At 72.2% G+C, this 15,748-nt stretch carries 15 protein-coding genes; 6 read left to right on the forward strand and 9 right to left on the reverse strand.

The genetic code is table 11. From position 1 onward, the window contains the following. Positions 1 to 14: 14 nt before the first annotated feature. Both ACIBEC_RS16705 and ACIBEC_RS16710 read right to left on the reverse strand, forming a co-directional pair. Complete coding sequence (locus ACIBEC_RS16705; RefSeq protein WP_360503084.1) at positions 15 to 686, reverse strand: O-methyltransferase; 672 nt, start codon at positions 684 to 686, stop codon at positions 15 to 17. Between the two features lie 115 nt (positions 687 to 801). Further along, entirely contained in the window at positions 802 to 1,467 is a 666-nt protein-coding gene (locus ACIBEC_RS16710) for a DedA family protein (RefSeq protein ID WP_360503082.1), read from the reverse strand. 463 nt (positions 1,468 to 1,930) lie between these two features. On the opposite strand from ACIBEC_RS16710, the gene ACIBEC_RS16715 reads away from it, so the two are divergent. Then, the gene (locus ACIBEC_RS16715; protein ID WP_396287956.1) at positions 1,931 to 2,671 is read left to right on the forward strand and encodes a tyrosinase family protein; all 741 of its coding nucleotides are present in this window, start codon (positions 1,931 to 1,933) and stop codon (positions 2,669 to 2,671) included. A gap of 14 nt (positions 2,672 to 2,685) precedes the next feature. Here ACIBEC_RS16715 and ACIBEC_RS16720 read toward each other — a convergent pair whose 3' ends face one another. The 3 genes from ACIBEC_RS16720 to ACIBEC_RS16730 all read right to left on the reverse strand — a co-directional run bounded on the left by ACIBEC_RS16720 (position 2,686) and on the right by ACIBEC_RS16730 (position 5,628). Beyond that, positions 2,686 to 3,525, reverse strand: coding sequence for a class I SAM-dependent methyltransferase (locus ACIBEC_RS16720; protein WP_360503077.1), 840 nt, complete (start codon positions 3,523 to 3,525; stop codon positions 2,686 to 2,688). A 214-nt stretch (positions 3,526 to 3,739) separates the two neighbouring features. Further along, complete coding sequence (locus tag ACIBEC_RS16725) at positions 3,740 to 4,534, reverse strand: fused MFS/spermidine synthase (RefSeq protein WP_360503102.1); 795 nt, start codon at positions 4,532 to 4,534, stop codon at positions 3,740 to 3,742. 62 nt (positions 4,535 to 4,596) lie between these two features. Further along, positions 4,597 to 5,628 (reverse strand): alpha/beta hydrolase, encoded by a 1,032-nt coding sequence (locus ACIBEC_RS16730; protein WP_360503075.1) that lies wholly within the window; start codon positions 5,626 to 5,628, stop codon positions 4,597 to 4,599. A 412-nt stretch (positions 5,629 to 6,040) separates the two neighbouring features. Here ACIBEC_RS16730 and ACIBEC_RS16735 point away from each other — a divergent pair, with 412 nt between their 5' ends. Next, positions 6,041 to 7,429, forward strand: a complete 1,389-nt coding sequence (locus ACIBEC_RS16735; RefSeq protein WP_360503073.1) for a selenium-binding protein SBP56-related protein — start codon at positions 6,041 to 6,043, stop codon at positions 7,427 to 7,429. A gap of 60 nt (positions 7,430 to 7,489) precedes the next feature. On the opposite strand, the gene ACIBEC_RS16740 is transcribed toward ACIBEC_RS16735, so the two are convergent. Continuing rightward, positions 7,490 to 8,410 (reverse strand): helix-turn-helix transcriptional regulator, encoded by a 921-nt coding sequence (locus ACIBEC_RS16740; RefSeq protein WP_360503071.1) that lies wholly within the window; start codon positions 8,408 to 8,410, stop codon positions 7,490 to 7,492. Positions 8,411 to 8,629: 219 nt separating this feature from the next. On the opposite strand from ACIBEC_RS16740, the gene ACIBEC_RS16745 reads away from it, so the two are divergent. Then, on the forward strand, positions 8,630 to 9,703 hold the full coding sequence (locus tag ACIBEC_RS16745) for an NAD(P)-dependent alcohol dehydrogenase (protein ID WP_360503068.1): 1,074 nt from the start codon (positions 8,630 to 8,632) through the stop codon (positions 9,701 to 9,703). A 99-nt stretch (positions 9,704 to 9,802) separates the two neighbouring features. Here the strand turns inward: ACIBEC_RS16745 and ACIBEC_RS16750 are convergent, their stop codons facing one another. The 3 genes from ACIBEC_RS16750 to ACIBEC_RS16760 form a co-directional block, all read right to left on the reverse strand. Beyond that, positions 9,803 to 10,327 carry a DUF6114 domain-containing protein gene (locus ACIBEC_RS16750; RefSeq protein ID WP_396287964.1) on the reverse strand — a complete coding sequence of 175 codons (525 nt, stop codon included), beginning with the start codon at positions 10,325 to 10,327 and terminating at the stop codon, positions 9,803 to 9,805. Between the two features lie 65 nt (positions 10,328 to 10,392). Continuing rightward, the gene (locus tag ACIBEC_RS16755) at positions 10,393 to 11,046 is read right to left on the reverse strand and encodes a DUF6230 family protein (protein ID WP_360503066.1); all 654 of its coding nucleotides are present in this window, start codon (positions 11,044 to 11,046) and stop codon (positions 10,393 to 10,395) included. A gap of 139 nt (positions 11,047 to 11,185) precedes the next feature. Further along, positions 11,186 to 11,992 (reverse strand): TetR/AcrR family transcriptional regulator, encoded by an 807-nt coding sequence (locus ACIBEC_RS16760; RefSeq protein WP_360503063.1) that lies wholly within the window; start codon positions 11,990 to 11,992, stop codon positions 11,186 to 11,188. A gap of 493 nt (positions 11,993 to 12,485) precedes the next feature. Between ACIBEC_RS16760 and ACIBEC_RS16765 the strand changes: the two genes are divergently transcribed. From ACIBEC_RS16765 to ACIBEC_RS16775, 3 genes are all read left to right on the forward strand, one after another. After that, positions 12,486 to 13,154, forward strand: coding sequence for a Tat pathway signal sequence domain protein (locus ACIBEC_RS16765; RefSeq protein ID WP_360503061.1), 669 nt, complete (start codon positions 12,486 to 12,488; stop codon positions 13,152 to 13,154). A gap of 231 nt (positions 13,155 to 13,385) precedes the next feature. Then, positions 13,386 to 14,273, forward strand: coding sequence for a MoxR family ATPase (locus tag ACIBEC_RS16770; protein ID WP_360503058.1), 888 nt, complete (start codon positions 13,386 to 13,388; stop codon positions 14,271 to 14,273). Next, entirely contained in the window at positions 14,270 to 15,730 is a 1,461-nt protein-coding gene (locus ACIBEC_RS16775) for a VWA domain-containing protein (protein ID WP_360503055.1), read from the forward strand. The genes ACIBEC_RS16770 and ACIBEC_RS16775 overlap by 4 nt, the downstream gene beginning before the upstream one ends. Positions 15,731 to 15,748: the final 18 nt, after the last annotated feature.

Below are 15,748 nucleotides of genomic sequence, written 5' to 3' on the forward strand. Positions count from 1 at the left end.
CCTGCGTGCGAGCGTCAGCCCTGCACGCGGGCGAGCGTAAAGCCGTCGTAGCCCTTGCTGCCGACCGTCTGCACCGAGGTCGCGGTGACCCTCGGCTCGGCCGCGATCAGCTCGTGCAGGGCCCGGGTGCCGAGCACCGCCGGGTCGGTGCTGTCCGCGTCGGCGACGGCGCCGCCGCGCACCACGTTGTCGACGATGATCAGCGAGCCGGGCCGGGTCAGCTGGAGCGCCCGGCGGAAGTACTCGGGGTTGCTCGGTTTGTCCGCGTCGATGAAGACCAGGTCGAAGGGCTCCACGCCCTGCTCCACCAGCGCCGCGAGCGAGTCGGCGCCCCGGCCCAGCCGTACCTCGGCGACCTTCTCCAGTCCGGCGGCGGCCAGGTTCCCCCGGGCGACCTCGGCGTGCTTCGGGTCGATCTCCAGGGTGATCAGGGTGCCGTCCGCGGGGAGCGCCCGGGCCAGCCAGATCGCGCTGTAGCCGCCGAGCGTGCCGACCTCCAGGATCCGCTTCGCGCCCTGGGTCAGCGCCAGCAGGTGCAGCAGCTTGCCCTGGTTGGGGGCCACCGCGATGTTCGGCAGCCCGGCCGCGTCGGCGGCGGCCGCCGCGGCCTCCAGCGCCGGATCGTGTCCGACCAGCTGCTCGGAGAAGTACGCGTCCACCGCGTCCCAGGTCGGCTGCAACGTCATCGGGCCCTCCGGAGTGCAAGATCGGCAGGTACTCCGCCGATGCTACTCCGAGGGCCCGATGGCTCCGGGACGGCCGTCAGTCACGTCCCGTGGCGTTCTGCTGGGTTCCGTTCCGTTACTCCGGGACGGCGGTCCTGGCGGCTGCCGCGGCCGCGGCCGCCTCCTCCGCCTCGATCTTGGCGTGCGTCTTCGCGGCCCGACGCTTCATGATCCAGGCCGACAGGCCGCCGATCACGACGGCTGCCGCCAGACCGGCCCAGGAGAAGCGGGACAGCCACGGCTCGATGCTCTTGCCCACCTTGTACACCAGCAGCGTCGTGCCGCCGGCCCAGACGACGCCGCCCAGCACGTTGGCGATCAGGAACTTCCAGTACGGCATCTTCAGCGCGCCTGCCAGCGGACCGGCGAAGATGCGCAGCAGGGCGATGAACCGGCCGAAGAAGACCGCCCACATGCCCCACTTCTGGAACGAGCGCTCCGCGGTGGCCAGGTGCGAGGGCCCGAAGTGCTTGGGGAACTTGCGTCCCAGCTTCTCGAAGAGCGGCTTGCCCCCCTTACGCCCGATCGAGTAGCCGATCGAGTCGCCGATGATCGCACCCGCGATCGCGCAGCCCGCGACGCCCCACGGGCTCACCACGCCCTTGACCGCCATCAGGGACGCCGTGACCAGGGCGATCTCGCCGGGCAGCGGGATGCCCAGCGATTCGATCCCGATGATCAGGCCGACCACGGCGTACACCGCCGTCGGTGGAATGCCCTCGATCCAGGCGTCGATGTGCAAGGCCAGTACCTCCGTGGCAGGACGGGACCGGCCGCGCTCCCCGTGGAGCTGCGGGCCGGTCCCGGCAGTGGTCCGATGGCGGCAACGCCGCCGTTCCCCCTCAGGGCAGCGTAACGTGCCGGGCGGTCTGTCCCCCCGGCCGATAACCCGTGGTTTTCGACGTGCGGCCGCACGCCATGGTTCCAGTCCGACCGGCATTTCTTCAAGATTCGGCAAAGTACCTCTGCCCTCGGGAGACCTCGGGAGACCTCGAGAGGCCAAAGACTTCGGCCGCCCTCCGCCACCTTCGGCTGACGCCGGCCTCGGCCCGCCTCGGTCGGATCATGCGCGGCACCGCGTCGAGCACCAACGCCCGGACCTCCGCCGGCCGCAGGTCCTGAGGACTCGGAGTGACGGCGGGGAGGTACAAGCGGAACAATTTGATTCCGCAAATCGCGGCGCTCATCAAATCGACTCGCGCCAGATGCTCCGGCAAGGCCGCCCCATCGGACCAGTCGGCCTCGCCGCCGGGTCGATCGGCCCGACGATGGGCAACCAGTGGGTAGCTTCCTTCGACCCGGTGTTCTGGTTCTTCCACTGCAACATCGACCGCCTCTGGCTGAGCTGGCAGACCCGCGTCGGCGCGACCACGCCGACCGGATTCCGAACCACGCTGGGGCAGGACCCGGACTGGCCCACGGATCCGCTCGGCGGCGCGCTGCCACCGTTCACCGCGACCACCGCCCAGACGATCGAAACCGAGGTCTCGTACGATCGGCTGGAACTCGCCGACCCCGCGGAGGGCGTGTTGGAGAATCTGTCCGGAAACATCGAGGCCGCCCGCACCTTCGCGTTCCGGAGCGCCAACCCTGTTTCGGTGCGGGTCAAGGGGATCGACCGGCTGAACATCCCGGGTTCGTTCATCGTGAGTTTGCTCGCGGACGGTGAGCCGATCGCGAAGCGCTTCTTCTTCCAACCGGACAATCCGCGGAACTGCGAGAATTGCGCGCAGCACGGCCTCGTCAACATCGACTTCCGGATGACACAGGAACAGCTTCTCGACCGGACGCTGTCCGTCCGCATCGACGTTCCCGGGCAACCCGAGGAAATCGGTACGGCCTTCCCGCTCTCCCAAGCAGGAAATCCCACCCTGGGCACCCGGTCCACCGGCATTGATCAGGTGTTCGACGACTGCATGCTGTCCTACGACGGCTTGCTGTCCTAGGACTGCTTACTGTCCTACGACTGCTCGGGCCGCTCGGCGAAGTCCAGGACGGTGACGGACGGACGGCCGGTGGCCAGTGGCGGGATGGTCAGCGCGAGCGGCAGCAGGACGCCGACCAGACCGCGTCCGCCGGTCGGCCGGACGTCCCGCACCGCCGCCACCGCCGGACTGGCGGTGCGGAGCTTGTCCCGCTCACCCGCGTCCATCGCCCACGGCATCGGCGGCGGCTGGTAGCCGCGGGCATGCATCTTCCCGTTCAGGGTGAGTCGGCTGAACCAGCGCGGCACGGCGTCCAGCACGAGCGAGCCGCCCGGGAACCGCTCCGCGCAGCCCGCGATCAGGGATCTCACCCGGGCCGGCGGAAGGTACATCAACAAGCCTTGTGCGCTGACCAGTACCTCACGGTTGCCGTCCACCTCGTCGGCCCATCCCAGTTCCGCGGCGTCGGCGGCCAGGTAGCGCTGGCGCGCGCCGGGCGGCAGCAGCTCCGAGCGCAGCGCCACCGCCTCCGGCAGGTCCACGCTCAGCCAGCGGGCCCGCCCGTTGTCGACCCGCCAGTACTGGGTCTCCAGGCCATCCCCCAGGCAGACCACGGTGCCGCGCGGCTCCCGGGCCAGGAAGTCCGCCACCTCACGGTCGAAGCAGGCCGCGCGCAGCGCCTGCAGCTGGCTCACCACCGCGTTCTGCCCGAACCGCTCCGCGAACGGGAAGTCGATCCGGCCGACCAGCTCGACCGCCTTCGGGTCCGGCAGCACGGTGTCCGGCCGCCGCGCCTCCACCGCCCGGTGCCACAGCGTCCACAGCGCCGTCTCCGGCACCGCCTCCAGCTCGGGCCGCTCCGCGCCGCCAGTCATCGCTCGCTCCTTCGACGTGCTCCCCGGATGCCCGCGCGTGTGCCACGCGTACCCCGCGGGTGCCGAACGGGTGCCGCGCGGGTGTCTCGCGCTCGGGCATGAACCCGCCGATTCTGACACCCGGTCCGGACCGCCCCACCCGCCGACGCGCCGCTCGACCGGCGGCAGGAGAAGTCGACGTGGCCGACTTCTCGCGCACCACACCCGGCTCGGCTCATCCGACGCTGAAGGCACCGTCCGGCGGAGGCGGGGAATCGGTGGCGTCCGCATCCGTGACCGGGGCCGTGCGGCCGACCAGAGCCGCCAGGTCGCTCCCCTCCACCAACCGGGCCGGGAAGATGTCACCCGCGAACAACCGGGCCAGCTCCGCCTCCGGCAGCGGCGCCGTCGAACCGGCCAGCAGCACATTGCCGTACCGCCGCCCGCGCAGCACCGACGCCTCCGCCACCAGGCAGACGTACGGGAACACCGCCCCTACCGTCGCCGCCTGCGCCCTGGCGAACGCCAGCGGCGGGCCGTCCGCCAGGTTGGCCGCGTAGCAGCCGCCCTCACGCAAGGTGTCCGCCGCCAACCGCAGGAACTCCACAGACGTGAGGTGCGCCGGGGTGCGGGAGCCACGGAAGACGTCGGCGATCACCAGGTCCTGCGAGGCCGCCGGGACGTCGGCGAGGGCCGCCCGGGCATCGCCGACGGTCGCGGTGACGTCCGCGCCGGGCCCCTGCCAGGGCAGCCGTTCGGCGACCAGCTCCAGCAGCGGCCCGTCCACCTCCACCACCCGCTGCCGCGAACCCGGCCGGGTGGCCGCCAGGTAGCGGGGCAGGGTGAGCGCGCCGCCGCCGAGGTGCAGCACGTCCAGCGGCTGCCCGGCGGGGGCCAGCGCGTCCGCGAGGTGGCCGAGGCGCCGGGTGTACTCGAACTCCAGGTGCGTCGGATCGGCGAGATCGACATACGACTGCGGGGTGCCGTCCAGGGTCAGCAGCCAGCCGCCGTCGCGGTCGATGTCCGGCATGAGCTTGGCGAAGCCGAGGTCGGTCCGCCGCCCGACCGGCACCGGCTCGTCGTGCTCGAAGGTCACGCGCTTTCCCCGGTCGGCCGCACGTCCTCCGGCTGCACGTCCACCGACTGCACGTCCACCGGCTGCACGTCCACCGGCTGCACGTCCAGGTAAGCCGCGAGCCAGTGATCCAGCTCGGCGAACACCTGGGTGCGAGCCTTCTCCCCGGAGAGCACCAGGTCGTGCATACCGCCCTCGATCCGGACGATCGTCACGTGCCGGCCGAGCCTCGGCCCCTGTGCGGCGATGTCGTCGGCGCGCAGCACCGCGTCCGCGTGGTGCAGCGCGTTGTGCCACTTCGTGGTGGCGATGGACTTGGTCGAGGCCATCAGCAGCACCGGCACGTCGATGCCCAGCCCGTGCCGCAGCCGCCGGTGCCCCTGGTGGATCGCCGACAGCCAGCCCGCGAACAGCGGGAAGCCCTCGGCGGGCTTGAGCGTGAGGTCGAAGTCCCACTCGCCCCTGTGGTCCTTGTGCAGGCTGTGCGTGTAGTGCGGGTTCAACGTCGACGGCAGCACCCGGGTCGGCGCCAGCCGCCCGATCGCCGTCACCGCCGGCCCGCCGACGCTCCGTACGACCGGTGACGTCGGCATCGACAGGAACGGCGAGTTGAGGAACAGCCCGTCCACCAGGCCCTGCCCGGCCCGACGCCCCGCCCACAGCGCACCGACCAGCCCACCCGTCGAGTGCCCGTTCACCAGCAGCTGCCGGTGCCCGTCCACCTCCCGGATGATCCGCACCGCCTCGTCGATCTCCTCGTCGTACTCCACGAGGTCACGGACGAAGTTCGGCGACTGGTGCGGGCGCAGCGAACGGCCGTACTTGCGCAGGTCGAGCGCGTAGAACGAGAACCCGAGCGCGGTGTAGTGGTCGGCCAGGTTGGTCTGGAAGAAGTAGTCGTTGTACCCGTGGATGTAGAGCACGGCCCGCTGCGCGCCGGGGACCAGCCGACGCACCAGCGTCGCGCACACCGCCCCTTCGGCATCCGGCCGCAGCTCCAGCTCCGCCGCCTCGTAAGGGGCACCCAGGACGTCTTCCCGAAACTCCATCTGCGCCGCACCGATCCTCTGCTCCGCCCGCCGATGTGGCAGGTGACCACCCGTTCCGAGCCAGACGATACCGGCCGGTAGGTGCCCGGCGCTCGGCGGTGGCCGGTCGGTCGGCGGGGGTGTCCGAGGGAGGAGCCGCCGGCGCACAGCAGCGCGTGGCCGACGGCGATGGCCAGGGTCGACGTGCCGATGCCACCGAGGCCGGTGACGGTGACCGCCGGCGGGCGAGCCTCGATCGTCACCTGCGCGGTGTCCGCCTGGACGACCGGCTGTGGAGGTTGCCCCCGGTCGTGCTGTCGTGCACCGGCTCACGGTGCGCTCCGCGCCTCCGTCCCACTCCTCGTACGCCTGCTGTGCGCCGGTGGTCGTGTGGAACGCTTCCCGGACAGGGCAGGCGAGTTGGGGAGTGCACATGGATCCGTCGCTGTACCGGTCGGCCACCGAGGCGATGGCCGCGCCGCCGGAGAAGCTCGCGTACGTCGCCGGGTTCGACCGGTGGGCTCAGCGGCCGGACGCGCTGCTCACGGTGGACACGGATCCGGCATCAGCCGACTACGGGAGGGTGCTGAACTTCGCCGAACTCCCCACCCTGGGCGACGAGTTGCACCATTTCGGCTGGAACGCCTGTTCCAGCGCCCTGGCCCATGCCTGCCACGAGAATCCGGAGCGGCGGTTCCTGCTGCTCCCCGGGCTGCGCTCCTCGCGCCTGCACGTCATGGACACCCGGCCCGACCCCGTCCGGCCGCGTCTGGTGAAGACCGTCGAGGCCGCCGAACTCGCCGCCAAGGCGGGCTACTCGCGTCCGCACACCCTGCACTGCGGCCCGGAGGGGGTGTTCCTGTCGTGCCTCGGCGCCGGTGAGGGCACGGACGGACCGGGCGGGGTGGCGATCCTCGACCACTCCACCTTCGATGTGCTGCGCGCCTGGGAGACGGAGCGCGGGCCGCAGCACTTCGCGTACGACGTCTGGTGGCACCTCGGCACCAATGTGGGGGTGACCAGTGAGTGGGGCAGCCCGTGGATGGTCGAGGACGGGGTGGTGCCGGAGCTGCTGCTGGGCCGCAAGTACGGGCACGCACTGCACTTCTGGGAGCTGGACTCGGGGCGGCACCTGCAGCGGATCGACTTCGGCGACCAGTACCAGATGGTGTTGGAGCTGCGTCCGGCGCACGATCCGCAGGCGGAGTGGGGGTTCGCCGGGGTGGTGGCGAACGTCGAGGACCTCTCCTCCTCGGTCTGGCTCTGGTACCGGAACGGGCCGGCGTTCACCGCGCGCAAGGTGATCGACATCCCCGCCGAGCCGGCGAAGGCCGAGGACCTGCCGCGCGCGCTGCAGCCGTTCGGCGCGGTGCCGCCGCTGGTCACCGACATCAATCTGTCGGTGGACGACCGCTGGTTGTACGTGTCGGCTTGGGGCACCGGCGAGCTGTTCCAGTTCGACGTCTCGGATCCCTTCCACCCCCGGCTCGCCTCCTCCGTCCGGCTGGGTGGGGTCGTCGCCCGCACCCCGCACCCGGCCGAGCCGGGACGGCCGTTGAGCGGGGCGCCGCAGATGGTGGAGATCAGCCGGGACGGCCGGCGGCTGTATCTCACCAACTCCCTCTACGGCGCCTGGGACGACCAGTTCTACCCGGACGGCATCGAGCCGTGGATGGTCAAGCTGGACGCCGACCCCGAGGCGGGCGGGCTGAGCGTCGACGAGCGTTTCTTCCCGCACGGCGCGGATTTCCGGGGCCTGCGCGTTCACCAGACCCATCTCGCGGGCGGCGACGCGTCCTCGGACTCCTACTGCTTCCGCTGAGCGCTGCAGCGCCTGGTCGTACCGGGCCTTGCCAGGAGCCCTTGCCAAGACCCCTGCCGACTACCGGGACTGCTCGGCGGGCGAACCGGGGGGCGAACCGGCGGGTGAGCCGGTCGTCCGCTCGGACGGGTCGGTCTGGAACTCGGTGGCCACCCAACTGGCCAGCAGGCGCAGCGATTCGGCCGAAGACGAGCCCGGTTCGGCGTGGTAGGTGACCAGTACCTGGTCCGAGTCCCCGGCCGGACGCAGGGTCTCGTACTGCAGGCTGAGCCCGCCGACCACCGCGTGGTGCAGCCGCTTGGTGCCGTGGCCCTTGTCCTGGATGTTGTGGGTGGCCCAGAGGCGGCGGAAGTCCTCGCTCTTGACGGAGAGTTCGCCGATGAGCGAGGCCAGCCGGGGGTCGTCCGGGTCGCGCCCGGCGTCCAGGCGCAGGATGCCGACGACGTCGCTGGCCTTGCCTTCCCAGTCCTGGTAGAGCTCGCGCGCGGCCGGGTCGAGGAAGACGTTCCAGGCCATGTTGCGCTGCTCGGGCGGCATCGCGGCGAAGTCGCCGAGGAGAGCGGTGCCGAGGCGGTTCCAGGCGATGATGTCGAGGCGCCGGCCGAGCACGTACGCGGGAACGCCGTCCATCGCGTCCAGGAGCTGTTGCAGCGCGGGCCGCACCAGCTGCGCCCGGGCGGCGGCCCGGCCGGAGCGGCGGCGGGCGGGCTTGGTGAGCCGGCCGAGGTGGTCGCGCTCGGCGGGGCTGAGCCGCAGCACCCGGGCGATGGCGTCCAGCACGGCGGTGGAGACGTTCTCGCCGTGGCCCTGTTCGAGCCGGGTGTAGTAGGCGGTGCTGACTCCGGCGAGCTGGGCCAGTTCCTCGCGGCGCAGCCCGGGGACCCGACGCCGGGTGGTGGTGTCCCGCAGGCCCACGTCCTCGGGCCGCAGCCGGGCACGGCGGGATCGGAGGAACTCGCTGAGTTCGGTGCGCTGGTCCATGTCTGCAGTATGCGGGCGATCCGGTGCGCCGGGGGGCGGGTGAGGGTGATACTGCCGTGCGTACCTTCCGCGGGCGTACGTCCGGCCCGCCTACGTTCCGCCCGCCTACGTTCCGCTCCCCTACGTCCCGGGTTCGTACGAAGACCTCTGGTCTGGTTGGCCCGATCGCGCCGCAGCAGTCTTGAGGGCATGACGAACGAGACGACGAGCACGACGAGCATGACGAGCACCACGAGCACGACGAACACCCGCACCGTCGCCGCCTACGCGGCGCAGCGGCCCGACGCCCTGCTGGCGAAGACCACCGTCACCCGCCGGGCCGTGGGCGAGCACGACATCGTGATCGACATCAAGTACTCCGGGATCTGCCACTCCGACATCCACCAGGTCCGCGAGGACTGGGGCACCGGCATCTTCCCCATGGTGCCGGGCCACGAGATCGCGGGCGTGGTCAGCGAGGTCGGCCCCGGCGTGACCCGCTGGAAGGTCGGCGACCGGGTCGGCGTCGGCTGCTTCGTCGACTCCTGCCGCGAGTGCGACAACTGCCTCGCCGGCCTCCAGCAGTACTGCACCCGCGAGGGCGGCGTCACCTTCACCTACAACAGCATGGGCACGGACGGCCTGCCGACCTACGGCGGCTACTCCTCGGAGCTGGTGGTGGACGAGGCGTACGCGCTGAGCATCCCCGACAACCTGCCGCTGGACGCCGCGGCGCCGCTGCTGTGCGCGGGCGTCACGCTGTACTCGCCGCTCGCCCACTGGGGCGCGGGCCCGGGCAAGAAGGTCGCGATCGTGGGCCTCGGCGGCCTCGGCCACATGGGCGTCAAGCTCGCCCACGCGATGGGCGCCGAGGTCACCGTGCTCAGCCAGTCGCTGCGCAAGCGCGAGGACGGCCTCAAGCTCGGCGCCGACCACTACCGGGCCACCTCCGACCCGGCGACCTTCAGTGAGCTGGCGGGCAGCTTCGACCTGATCGTCAACACCGTCTCGGCCGACCTCGACCTCAGCGCCTACCTGCTCCTGCTGCGCACCGACGGCACCATGGTGCAGGTCGGTGCGCCGGAGAAGCCGGTCTCGGTCAACGCCCACGCGCTGATCACCGGGCGCCGCTCGCTGGCCGGGTCGATGATCGGCGGGCTGCCGGGGACCCAGGAGATGCTGGACTTCTGCGGTGAGCACGGCATCACCGCCGAGATCGAGCTGATCCGGGCCGACCAGATCAACGAGGCCTACCAGCGGGTGCTGGACGGCGACGTCCGGTTCCGCTTCGTGATCGACGCCTCGACCATCTGATCGACGCCTCGCGACGATCCGACGGAGCTCGCACGAGCCCGTCAGCAGGTGCCCCGCGTCCTGGTGCTCTCCCGTCACCAGGCGCGGGGCACCCGCGTTTCAGACGGAGGCCGTCTTGGCCGCCTGCCGCTCCTCGCGGCGGTCCAGCCGCCGCTGCCGGCCACGGCGCAGCGGCTGGTCGGGCAGCCAGCCGAAGGTGAGGCAGGAGCCCACCACCCCGAGCAGCATCCCGATCAGGAAGCCGCCCAGGTTGGAGGTGACCCAGCTGGCCAGCGAGGCCAGCACGGCGAGGATGGAGTAGAACAGCCGCTGCGCCGGGTTGAACAGGATCAGCAGGCCGCACAGCACCATCACCGCCGGCACCAGGTACCCGGCCAGTCCCTGCATCCCGATGTGCAGGACGACGGGCAGCGGGGCCCGCAGGGTGAACAGGATCTCGGCGCCGCCGAGCAGCACCAGCAGCCCGCCCCAGAACGGTCGCCTGCCCCGCCAGTCGCGCCGCTTGACCGGGCGGGTGGCGGGCTCGCCGGCTGTGGGCTCGGCGTCCGCGGCTGTGGCGGCAGCGGGCTCGGCGGCGGCCGTGGCAGCGGTGCCGGGCGTGGCGGCCGTCCCCTCGGCCGCCACCCCCTCGGCCCGTGCCGCGGTGCTCTCGCCGGTGCCGGTCGGCTCCGGTGCGGACTCCGCCATGCTCAGCAGCCCTGGGAGCTGAAGCTCAGCCGCAAATTGGGAAGTTTGAACCCGACGGCGGTGCTCGCGTAGTTGTGCTGCTTGAGGTGCGTCAGCAGGACGGTGTCGGCCTGCTGGCCGAAGACGCCCGGGTTGCCCTTGCCGACCGGTCCGGCCTTGTCGAAGGTGCTGGCGTCGCCGCCGATCTCGATGTTGGTGAACTCCGCGTCGCCGGACAGCAGATCGGAGTCGGTGGTGAGGTTGGTGGCGGAGACGGGGGTGCCGCCGTCGCCCGCGTGGATCACCAGGTTGATGCCGCCGAGGTCGACGCTCTGGCACAGGTTGGTGATCTGGGCGCTCTTGATCGCCGACACGGCGACCAGGACCTGGCCGCCGGTGGAGCCCGCGTTGGGGCTGTCGGGGATCATCGAGTCCAGCGCGCCGAACTGTGCGAAGCCCTGGCCGTCCAGCTTGTCGGCGGTGATGGTGAACGGCATGCCGGAGATGGAGAACTGCGCGGCGAGTACGCCCTGGGCGGTGAGCGCCATCAGGACGCCCCCGGCGGCGATGGCCGGCACGGCCATCAGGACGGTGCGCTTGAGCCGTACCCGGCCTCTTCTCGGGCCGGCCGGCTGTGGGGTCTCGGCCGCCGCGGCGGCGTCCTCGGACATGGCCATGTGTGCTCCCTGTGGGTGGATTGGGTGTGCAGGCACTGGCATGTTGCCCTGGCGCGGACAGCGTTCCGCGGCCCGACCGGATCACCCGCCCCTCGGCAGCGGGGCGGGTCAGGTCGGAGCGCGGTAAGTAACTGGGAAGCTACTGCCGGGTATTGGCCGGGTCAATACGGGTGCACGAAGGATCTTCACCAATCCCGGGCCCGAGCCGCTCGGCGGCTCCCGCCGGGCCGGTCCGCTCGACCGTGCCCGCCACCCCGAGCCGCTCGGCGGCCTCCGCCGGACCGAGGAACGGAGCCAGGCAGAACATACTCAATACCGGTAGCAGTTCCGGTAGTTGATCGGTCCGGCCGGAGTCGATCCGGCGGTAGAGCGCGCTGTAGACGCCGCCCACCACGGCGTCCACCATCTCGTTCACCGTTACGCTGCCCGGCAGTTGGGGCACCTCGGCGAAGAACGCCCGGAACCTGGTGAGGAGTTGATCCCTCTCGCGCCGCCCCTCCGGGCCGACCGCCTCGACCTCGATCACCGCCATGGTGGCGAACGAGGGTGTCCCGGCGAGCAGTTGGAGCATCGCGCCGAGCGCCTGCCGGATCCCCCGGCACCAGTCGGATTCGGCCGCGAAGGCCGCCGCCATCCGCCGGAGCACCACTCCGGTGCCGTACCGGTGCGCGGCCAGGAAGGCGTCCTCCTTGCCGCTGAACAGCTCGTAGAAGACCGGCCTGGTCACACCCGCCGCGCGGCAGATGTCGCTCACCGTCGCGTGCTGGTAGCCGCGTTCGGCGACGGTCCGGACCAGCCCGTCCAGCAGCCGCTCGCGCTGGGTCGCGGCGACCACGCCCGCGGGCTGCCGGCGCGGGCCGGGCTTGATCGAGCGGGCGGGGTCGCGGCCGGTCCGCGCACCCGGCAGCAGGACCACGTCGGCACTCCGGAGGTAGTTCCGATCCATCACCAACTCCTGTGTCCTGTATTGACATTGACGCAACACCGGGTTTACAACACTGACAGGTTTCCAACCGGTGGGCGAGCAGGCCCCCACCGGCCGACCTCCAGGGGCTCCCATGGTCCGGGCGAACCGCCCGGACCACCGGACCACGGCGGGCGCGGGCCCGCGGCGGTGGCAGCCGCCGACGTGCACCCCCACAGCACCGCACGTCCGCACCGACTCTGCGCAGTGCCGCTGTGTCCCGCACCACCGGACGTCCACATCCGTACATCCACATCCGTACGTCCGTGCAGCGCCGTACACCGATACACCCGTACACCGCTGTACGTCCGCACACCGCCGTACCGCACGAGCGGGCCCGTGGCGCCGGGCCCGCCCGCACCGCGGCCCCGCCGGAGAGCCCCCGGTACGCCATGCACCTCCCCCGTCGTGCACACCACCACACCCGCACGCCGGGATTCCCCCACCCGTCCCCCGGACGGAGAGAGGTACCCTCATGCGCATCCGTCGCACCCTCGCCACCGCCGCACTCGCCGCACTCGCCCTCACCGGCGCGGCCGTGGCACCCGCCGAGGCCGCCACCGCCGTACTCACCACCGGCAGTTCGACCGGCCCGGCCGTCGCCGTCGGTGACGTCCTGTCCGCCAACCTGGCCTCCGGCAGCTACGCGACCTTCTACAACAGCGCCACCGGGACGAGCGGCATCAAGTGTGCCGCCTCCTCCTTCTCGGCGACCGTGACCGCCAACCCGGCCGCCCCGGGCAGCGCCGTCGAGCAGCTCAACACCCAGACCTTCGGCTCCTGCACCTCCAACGTCCTCGGTGTCACGGGCGTCAGGAGCATCACCGTCACCAACCTGCCGTTCACCAACACGGTCAGCGACGCCCCCGGCTACCCGGTCAAGCTCACCCCCGGCGCGGCCGGCGCGATGGGCACCACCGTGGTGCTCAGCACCATCCTGGGCAGCATCAGCTGCAACTACCAGAACGCCACCGGGATCAACGGCACCGCCTCGAACACCGGCAGCACCATCGGCTTCTCCGCCCAGCCGTTCACCCTCGTGTCCGGCCCGGGCCTGTGCTTCTCGACGGGCTACTTCAGCGCCACCTACGGCCCGGTCACCGACACCTCCGTCGCCGGCAGCCCGGTCCTCGTCGTCAACTGACGGTCCGCGCCGACTGACGGTCCGCACCGCCCGCCGGTCCGCACCGTCGGCTGACGCGCAGCCCCACCCCAACCACGGCGGCGTACGGCACCGGCACCACGCCGTACGCCGCTGAGCCGTGCCCGGGCACACCGGGGCACCGGGGCACCGGGCGGGACACCGAGACAGCGAAGTGACCGGCCGGTAGGGTGGCGCCGCACACGGACGGCGAACCTTGAACAGGGCGGGCACATGGGCAGCGACGGATCGACGGCACGTGGCACGGGCTTCTTCACCTCGGTCGCGGACGCCGCCGAGCAACTCGCCGCCACCGGCTACCTCGCCTCCCCGGCCGTCGCCACCACCGTCTTCCTCGCCGACCGGCTCGGCAAGCCGCTGCTGGTCGAGGGACCGGCCGGGGTCGGCAAGACCGAGCTCGCCAAGGCGGTCGCCGCGATCGGCCGGGCCCGGCTCGTCCGGCTGCAGTGCTACGAGGGCATCGACGAGGCCCGCGCGCTCTACGAGTGGAACCACGCCAAGCAGCTGCTGCGGATCACCGCCGGCCGCGACGAGGGCTGGGAGGAGGCCCGCGGCGACATCTTCGGCGAGGAGTTCCTGCTCACCCGCCCGCTGCTCACCGCCATCCGCGGCGAGGAGCCGACGGTGCTGCTGATCGACGAGATGGACAAGGCCGACGTCGAGGTCGAGGCGCTGCTCCTGGAGGTGCTCAGCGACTTCCAGGTCACCGTCCCCGAGCTCGGCACGATCACCGCCACCCGCCGTCCCTTCGTCCTGCTCACCTCCAACGCCACCCGCGAGCTCTCCGAGGCGCTGCGCCGCCGCTGCCTCTTCCTCCACCTCGACTACCCGGACGCCGAGTTGGAGCGCCGGATCGTCCGCCTCAAGGTGCCGGGACTGGACGACACCCTGGCCGAGTCGCTGGTACGGATCGTCGGCGCGCTGCGTGCGATGGAGCTGCGCAAGGCACCGTCCGTCGCCGAGACCATCGACTGGGCCCGCACCCTGCTCGCCCTGGGCGCGGACACCCTCGACGAGACGGCCGTCCGGGACACCCTCGGGGTGATCCTCAAGCACCAGGACGACATCCGGAAGGCCGCCCAGAAGCTCACCCTCGCGTGACCGCCGCACCCCAGGGCGCCGGCCCCGCCGCGCCTCAGGCCACCGACACCGCCGCCCGCCTCACCGGCCTGGTCCGCGCCCTGCGCGGCCACGGCCTGCGGATCGGCCCGGCCGAGACGGTGGACGCCGCCGCCGTCCTCGACGTCCTCGGTTTCACCGACCGCGAGCAGATGCGGGCCGGCCTGGCCGCCGCCCTGCTGCGCTCCGACGGCCAACGGGTGGTCTTCGACGCCACCTTCGACCTGTTCTTCCCCCTCGGCGTCGGCACCCCCGAAGCCGTCCGAGCCGACCCGCCACCGGTCCCCGAGGACCCCGAGCCGCCACGATTCGGCCGCCCCGACCCGCTCCGCGACGACCTGCGCGAACGCCTCGCCGCCGCCCTCGCCGCGGACGACCGCGCCGCCCAGGCCCGGCTCGCCGGCGAGGTCGTGGCAGCCTTCGGCCGGTACGGCGCCGGCGGCGCACCCGGCACGCCCGGCTCCGACGGCTGGTCCGCCCAGCAGGCGCTCGGCCGGCTGGCCCCCGAGACGCTGCTGGCCCGGATCCTCGCCGCCCTGCGCGGCCGCCCCGGCCCGGCGGACGTCTCCGACCTGGTCCTCGCCGACGAGATCCGCCGCCGCATCCGGGACTTCCGCGCCCAGGTCACCACCGAGGCCCGCCGTCGGGTCGCCGAACTGCGCGGCCCCGAACGGATCGCCGAGCGCGCCGTCGCCCCCACCGCCGACCGGATCGACTTCCTGTACGCCGGCCGCGACCAGCTCGCCGAACTGCGCCGCACCGTCCACCCGCTGGCCCGCAAGCTCGCCACCCGCCTGGCCGCCCGCCGCCGCCGCGCCGCCCGCGGCCGCATCGACCTGCGCCGCACCCTGCGCCGCTCGCTCACCACCGGCGGCGTACCGCTGCGCCCCGCCTACCGGCTGCGCCGCCCGGCCCGGCCGGAACTGGTCCTGCTCTGCGACGTCTCCGGCTCGGTGGCGGGTTTCGCCGACTTCACCATGCTGCTGGTCCAGGCGATGAGCGAACAGTTCAGCAAGGTCCGGGTGTTCGCCTTCGTCAACCGCACCGCGGAGGTCACCGACCTGCTCAGGAACGGCGACGACCCGGCCCGCCTGGCCGCCCGGATCCTCGCCGAGGCCAAGGTGATGGGCTACCACGGCAACAGCGACTACGGCTCCGCCCTCGGCGACTTCGCCGACCACCACCTGGACGCCGTCGGCCCCCGCACCTGCGTCCTGGTCCTCGGCGACGCCCGCAACAACCACCGCGACCCCAACCTCGACGCCCTCCGCCGGATCGCCGGCCGGGCCCGACGGGTCTTCTGGCTGAACCCCGAACAGCCGTCCCTCTGGCCGACCGGCGACTCCGCCGCCCACGCCTACGCCGGCGTCGTGGAGATGCACTCCTGCCGCAACGCCCGCCGCCTCGGCGAACTGATCGCCCGCCTCCTGCCGGTCTGACCCCCGCCCGGGCCCGGA

It is taken from the genome of Kitasatospora sp. NPDC051164 (assembly GCF_044455625.1).
Classification (GTDB): Bacteria; Actinomycetota; Actinomycetes; order Streptomycetales; family Streptomycetaceae; genus Kitasatospora.

Excerpts from the sequence above, each read along its gene's own strand:
- ACIBEC_RS16755 (WP_360503066.1), bottom strand. The coding sequence starts at position 11,046 with ATGGCCATGTCCGAGGACGCCGCCGCGGCGGCCGAGACCCCACAGCCG.
- ACIBEC_RS16770 (WP_360503058.1), top strand. The coding sequence starts at position 13,386 with ATGGGCAGCGACGGATCGACGGCACGTGGCACGGGCTTCTTCACCTCG.
- ACIBEC_RS16735 (WP_360503073.1), top strand. The coding sequence starts at position 6,041 with ATGGATCCGTCGCTGTACCGGTCGGCCACCGAGGCGATGGCCGCGCCG.
- ACIBEC_RS16720 (WP_360503077.1), bottom strand. The coding sequence starts at position 3,525 with ATGACTGGCGGCGCGGAGCGGCCCGAGCTGGAGGCGGTGCCGGAGACG.
- ACIBEC_RS16760 (WP_360503063.1), bottom strand. The coding sequence starts at position 11,992 with ATGGATCGGAACTACCTCCGGAGTGCCGACGTGGTCCTGCTGCCGGGT.
- ACIBEC_RS16705 (WP_360503084.1), bottom strand. The coding sequence starts at position 686 with ATGACGTTGCAGCCGACCTGGGACGCGGTGGACGCGTACTTCTCCGAG.
- ACIBEC_RS16730 (WP_360503075.1), bottom strand. The coding sequence starts at position 5,628 with ATGGAGTTTCGGGAAGACGTCCTGGGTGCCCCTTACGAGGCGGCGGAG.
- ACIBEC_RS16715 (WP_396287956.1), top strand. The coding sequence starts at position 1,931 with ATGCTCCGGCAAGGCCGCCCCATCGGACCAGTCGGCCTCGCCGCCGGG.
- ACIBEC_RS16765 (WP_360503061.1), top strand. The coding sequence starts at position 12,486 with ATGCGCATCCGTCGCACCCTCGCCACCGCCGCACTCGCCGCACTCGCC.
- ACIBEC_RS16725 (WP_360503102.1), bottom strand. The coding sequence starts at position 4,534 with ATGCCGGACATCGACCGCGACGGCGGCTGGCTGCTGACCCTGGACGGC.
- ACIBEC_RS16745 (WP_360503068.1), top strand. The coding sequence starts at position 8,630 with ATGACGAGCACCACGAGCACGACGAACACCCGCACCGTCGCCGCCTAC.
- ACIBEC_RS16740 (WP_360503071.1), bottom strand. The coding sequence starts at position 8,410 with ATGGACCAGCGCACCGAACTCAGCGAGTTCCTCCGATCCCGCCGTGCC.